The organism is Phyllobacterium sp. P5_D12 (assembly GCF_054049495.1).
Map to the genome: position 1 here is coordinate 1 of NZ_JBFUMG010000882.1, position 1281 is coordinate 1281.

The following is a 1281-nucleotide window of genomic DNA, read 5'->3' on the forward strand; positions in this document are numbered from 1 at the left end:
TCGCCATAGAGTTCGTGCAGCGGTTCATCGTTAAGACATTCATCGGCAATCAAGTTGGCGAGCTTTGCCACACGCTCGTCGAAAAACATCAGACGGGGTAGCTTCAATCTTTCACCGATATGATCATCGGTGAAGCGGCGTTCGAAACTGGTGATGTCAAAGTGCATATCGAGATGACGCAGATACTGGATGTCATGAACCCGCCCCCATACAGGCAAGCCGGCAGGAATATAGCTCATTGGGTAAGGCACGCTGCTTCGGATAACACCCTTTGCATGGGCGTTGAGCCCTACGCCGAAGCTGCCATCGCCTGACTTGTCGAGCGTCACGAACAGACGCGGATCCTCGGACACATATTCACCAGCTGCATCCGGCGCGCAATTGACCGACCAGACATCGGCGACAACTCCCTGCCACGAGCGCCAGCGCAGATCGCCGATAACGGAGACCCCTTCAACCCGGCTCTTCATCCGTGGATGAAATGTCATCCCTTGCCTCTTGTGCTGCTATCCAGCCGTTTTCTCTTCCTGTTTTCGGGCATTATCGCCGTCAAACCCGCGGCGCCAATACGCCACAACCAGGTGTTTTTCCTTTTCAAGCTTCCGCTCATGCCGCAAATAGCTGCGAATAGCCTTGAACGCGGCGAATTCGCAGCCAGCCCAGGCAAACACACGTTTCCCTGCGATCGGGAATGGCACCGCTTTGACAGCATCCTGCAATAGCGTTGTCGTTCCTGCTTTACGGCCATTGCGATGCAGCCAGACAAGATCAACATTGGCAACAGATGGTAGAAGCTGCTCTTCGAGCGGATTGTCCACTTCGATACGGACGACCGCCGTTGCACGCGACGGAAGCCGCGCCAGGATGCGGCCGATTGCCGGAAGCGCAGTTTCATCTCCGGCCAGAAGATACCAGTGGGCCTCAGGCACGTCGCCGCCACCCGGTCCTGTCATACCCACCAGATCGCCTTGGCGGGCATTCAGGGCCCAGTCTGAACCCGGCGTTGCATCCCCCTCGTGAATGACGATGTCGATATCCACCTTGCCTGCGTCCGCGTCAATGTTGCGGATCGTGTAGATGCGGGAGACCAGCTTGTGCTCGCCCTCAGGCCAGACCGGGCGTCCGTCTTCCCCAGTCACTGGCCATTGTGGCCGATCTTCGCCTCTCGGCGGAAACAGCAAATGGACATGAAGTCCTCCACGTGCAAAACGCGCCAGCCTCTCTCCCTGAAGTGTCACACGCCGCATATGCGGCGATATATTCCTGGCGCTGACAAAGCGC

1 protein-coding gene and 1 pseudogene are annotated in these 1281 nt (G+C 57.4%); both read right to left on the minus strand.

What is annotated here, in order from left to right; genetic code table 11:
* Positions 1 to 488 (minus strand): annotated as a pseudogene (locus ACXJ5O_RS27295) (AraC family transcriptional regulator); the annotation flags it as partial.
* An 18-nt stretch (positions 489 to 506) separates the two neighbouring features.
* Positions 507 to 1281 (minus strand): siderophore-interacting protein (locus ACXJ5O_RS27300; RefSeq protein ID WP_457302644.1); only part of this gene is annotated, 775 nt, incomplete at its 5' end.